We start from the raw sequence: 3,810 nt of genomic DNA, 5'->3' as shown, positions 1-3,810 counted from the left end.
GCGGTACCGTTGCCGATTTCGTCATTCGCAAAAGCTGTCACGCCAACAGACATGGTGGTGGCGGCGGCAAGCATAACTGCAAGCATTTTTTTCATAATTGGGGTTCCTCCTGAAAAATCGTTTTGCCCTCCGGCCCGGCGCATCCGAGCCGCTTGGAACGAGTCTTAGTATATCTGCAAAACAAGCTTTTTTCAAGAGGTTTTTGTTACCAAATTGTCATAATTATTATCAAAATTAAATAAAAATAATCAACATATTATCAAAACTTATATTTAAAAAATCAAAAACCCATGATATGGCCGTTATGTCTGGATGCGCATAGAAAACTCTGCTTCCAAGTCGATACAACCGCTGCGAATTTGCCCTGGATTTTTCCTGCGGCGCTGTATTTTGCCGCCGGCAAGCTCTGTTTTCAGTCCTGTGAAATCTGCATGTATACGCGCTCAGTATGCAGCGTCCTTTCAGGGGGATGGGGTTCTGTTGACAAGCCGCACGCACCGCTGTATAATGATGCTATTCTGAAAGGATGTGCGAAATGGCACTATTTGGAAAATTTTGCATTAAACGCTGCTCCGGACATATGGATTCGATGAAGCATTGTACGGAGCGGATTTTATTCATCGGCGTATTACAGACGGCGGCGCCCGACAGCGGCGTCTGTTTGTCGATGCCGTAAAAGAAGATCAAGGGCCGCGGACGATGTTTCGTCTGCGGCCTCTTTTGTTTTCCCGCATACCGGCATGCGGAAAAGGAGGGGCTGTATTCACAGCCCCTCCTTTTCCAATCCCATTGGATGCCTTGCGAAAAATTCACGGCGTTTCTATTTCTTAGGGCTTGTTTGAAAATAGCAGAAAAAGACGGTCATTTTGATTTTTCAAACAGCCCCTAATCCTGCACCCTTCTCTATGGGTGCATATCAAGGTTGGTGTAAGCTATGAATCATACCCTCTTATCCGGCAGTGTGCCGCGATGCCTTCTGCGTTTTGCGGCTCCGCTGTTACTCGCTAATTTTTTACAGTCATTTTATAGCATCGCTGATATGGCCATTGTCGGACAGTTTACCAGCAGCACAGGACTCGCGGCTATCAGCAGCGCATCCATGCTTGTTTTTATCATCAATTCAATCTGTACCGGTGTTACCATGGGCGGCGCGGTACTTGTCGCACAGTACAAGGGCGCGGACGATGCTGTTTCCCAAGCAGACACCGTTCATGCGCTGTTCGTACTTTCAGCATTATCAGCCGTCCTGATAACAATTGCAGGGTTGCTGGCATACCGGCCGATCCTGGCTCTGATGGATGTACCCAAAGCAGCTATGCCGCACGCCCTTGCGTATATGCAGGTGATCTGTTTGGGAACCATATTTGTATTTGGATACAATGCAGCTTGTTCGATCCTGCGGGGTCTAGGCGACTCCAATGGACCGCTTTTGTTTGTAGCAATCGCCACAGTTGTCAATATTACGCTCGATTTTCTATTTGTAGGCGGATTACAGATGGGTACACGCGGCGCAGCTATAGCGACAGTCCTTTCACAGGGCGTATCCTTTTCTATCGCGCTCCTGTTTCTTCGGCAGCGTTATGCTGTGTTTCATTTTGTTAAAAATCCGTTTTTAGTAAAATACGGACATTTAAAATCCATTTTAAAAATTGGTATTCCATCAGCTCTGCAGATGGCCGTTCTAAATCTGTCCTATCTGCTTGTTACAGGAATGCTCAACGGCTATGGCGTTGACATTTCAGCAGCAGCCGGAATCGGTTTAAAAATCAACACCTTTGCCGCCATGCCGTGCTGGGCGATCGGTCAGGCGATCACCACAATGGCCGGTCAATGTATCGGCGCACGGATGCCGCAGCGTGCCGGACAAACCGCCAAATCAGGGCTGTTCTGCGCTGCTGCGGCAGGCGTCTTCATGACAATTGCGATTCAATTGTTTGCCGGATCGATGATTTCCCTCTTCATTCCGGCACATGCTGACCCAGCGGTTTTACAGGCAGGGGTGCTTTATCTGCGTATCTGCTGCTCAATTAATTTTTTGGCCTATGCTGTTATGTATGTATTTGATTCCTTCGCAACCGGCGTTGGAGATGCATTTTTTTCCATGCTCAACGCGCTTCTGCATTCTATTGCTATGCGTTTGCTGCTCAGTTGGCTGTTCGCCACGATATGCAGGCTGGGTTATATCGGAATTTGCCTTGGTGAAGCGATTGCGCCGATTGTACCGGCGATCGTTGGTACATGCTACTTTCTGCGCGGCGACTGGCGCAGCAAATATAATGCCCCACAAAATTCAAAGAAAATTTCCGATTAAACGATTCCCATTTTTATCCGGCCATTAAAATGCGCGAAGGACCGCCGGCCCAATCGGGCCGGCGGTCCCATCCTGATCATTCGCGGGGGTATCCCTGCGCGGATGCAGATTCTTATTTGGAGCGCTTCTTCGCAGCCAGAGCGCCGACACCGGCCAGACCAGCGAACGCAGCCGCAACAGCAGCGTTGATCATGTCGCTGGCACCCGTGGACGGGTTGCCCTTGTTCTCCTCAGGAGCGGTCGTCGTATCGTCGGAATCCGTCACGTCATCCTTGGAAACAACCGTGCCATCCTCGATGAACTTGTTCGTAACGAAGAAGTTGTCGAGCCTGTTCGTGCGGAAGTTCAGCGTATTTTCCTCACCGTCAAAGGTCGCATTGATGCGGTAGATGGTGCCGTTCGCATAACGGTAGGTGTACATCTTCTCGAAATCGTCAACGATATCGTCAACATCGAGCGCCATACGGCCGGTCGCAGCGAAGGACGGCTTACCAGGGAAGGAGAAGAACTTGAAGTCCTGATCCGGATACTTGGCAAGAATCTCTTTGATGCCCGCATTGTTGTGAACCATGTTTTTGGTGCTCTCGTCAGTCACGTTGACCGTGAACTCCCAGCCGCTGCCAGCCAGGGTGACTTGTTCGTAACGAAGAAGTTGTCGAGCCTGTTCGTGCGGAAGTTCAGCGTATTTTCCTCACCGTCAAAGGTCGCATTGATGCGGTAGATGGTGCCGTTCGCATAGCGGTAGGTGTACATCTTCTCGAAATCGTCAACGATATCGTCAACATCGAGCGCCATACGGCCGGTCGCAGCGAAGGACGGCTTACCAGGGAAGGAGAAGAACTTGAAGTCCTGATCCGGATACTTGGCAAGAATCTCTTTGATGCCCGCATTGTTGTGAACCATGTTTTTGGTGCTCTCGTCAGTCACGTTGACCGTGAACTCCCAGCCGCTGCCAGCCAGGGTGACGTTTTTGTAATCATTGATCTTCGCGATTTTGTCGAACTGCGTGTCAGTGATGACCGGACGGTCATTGTTGATCTCGATGACGTCGCCCTTGTCCAGGCCGCTGATGTAATCGCCGTTCGCTTCTTCGTAACCGTACTGGAACTTGACTTCCTGCGTGAACACGGACAGGTTGTTCGATTTGCGCACCAGCTTGACGTTGTATTTCACGTCAACCGGCTTGGTCACGACAGTGTCGCGCGCCTCAACGTACAGGTAGTACTGGCCCTTGTACTCCTCGATCTCAAAACGGCTCATGCCCTTGGAGGAGATCTTGGAATAGTTGAACTTGTAGCCGTTCATCAGGTCCTCTGTGATCTTGGTGTCTTTGCCGTCAACCGTCAGGCTGACCGGGAACTTGTACTCCTTGCCGGGCTCGAGGATATCGTCGCCGAGCACAACGCCGTCTTCGTCAGCACCGATCTTCACATCGGTCGCGTTCTCGAGGGAGATGGACTCGTCTTCGGAAGAAGAACCGCTCGAGGAACCGCTCGAGG

Annotated in this window: 4 protein-coding genes; 2 read left to right on the top strand and 2 right to left on the bottom strand. The window is 50.5% G+C overall.

The window, feature by feature from the left end; all coding sequences use genetic code 11:
- Positions 1 to 535 precede the first annotated feature (535 nt).
- A complete protein-coding gene (locus FMM72_RS16815) occupies positions 536 to 676 on the top strand; it encodes a hypothetical protein (protein ID WP_162222097.1) in 141 nt (46 codons plus the stop codon).
- 258 nt (positions 677 to 934) lie between these two features.
- Entirely contained in the window at positions 935 to 2,311 is a 1,377-nt protein-coding gene (locus FMM72_RS16810; RefSeq protein ID WP_162222099.1) for an MATE family efflux transporter, read from the top strand.
- Between the two features lie 112 nt (positions 2,312 to 2,423).
- On the opposite strand, the gene FMM72_RS17550 is transcribed toward FMM72_RS16810, so the two are convergent.
- Together FMM72_RS17550 and FMM72_RS16800 are read right to left on the bottom strand one after the other, a co-directional pair.
- Positions 2,424 to 2,906, bottom strand: coding sequence for an NPXTG-anchored protein (locus FMM72_RS17550; protein ID WP_162222098.1), 483 nt, complete (start codon positions 2,904 to 2,906; stop codon positions 2,424 to 2,426).
- Positions 2,903 to 3,810 (bottom strand): hypothetical protein (locus FMM72_RS16800; protein WP_243157867.1); only part of this gene is annotated, 908 nt, incomplete at its 5' end. The genes FMM72_RS16800 and FMM72_RS17550, both read right to left, overlap by 4 nt.

Origin of the sequence: Anaerotruncus colihominis, assembly GCF_010206195.1 — a bacterium.
GTDB lineage: Bacteria > Bacillota > Clostridia > Oscillospirales > Ruminococcaceae > Anaerotruncus > Anaerotruncus colihominis_A.
The sequence above is the reverse complement of the archived record's forward strand: the minus strand, read 5'-3'. Positions and strand labels throughout refer to the sequence as shown.

Coding starts and splice junctions, on each gene's coding strand:
- FMM72_RS16810 (WP_162222099.1), top strand. CDS start 935: ATGAATCATACCCTCTTATCCGGCAGTGTGCCGCGATGCCTTCTGCGT.
- FMM72_RS16815 (WP_162222097.1), top strand. CDS start 536: ATGGCACTATTTGGAAAATTTTGCATTAAACGCTGCTCCGGACATATG.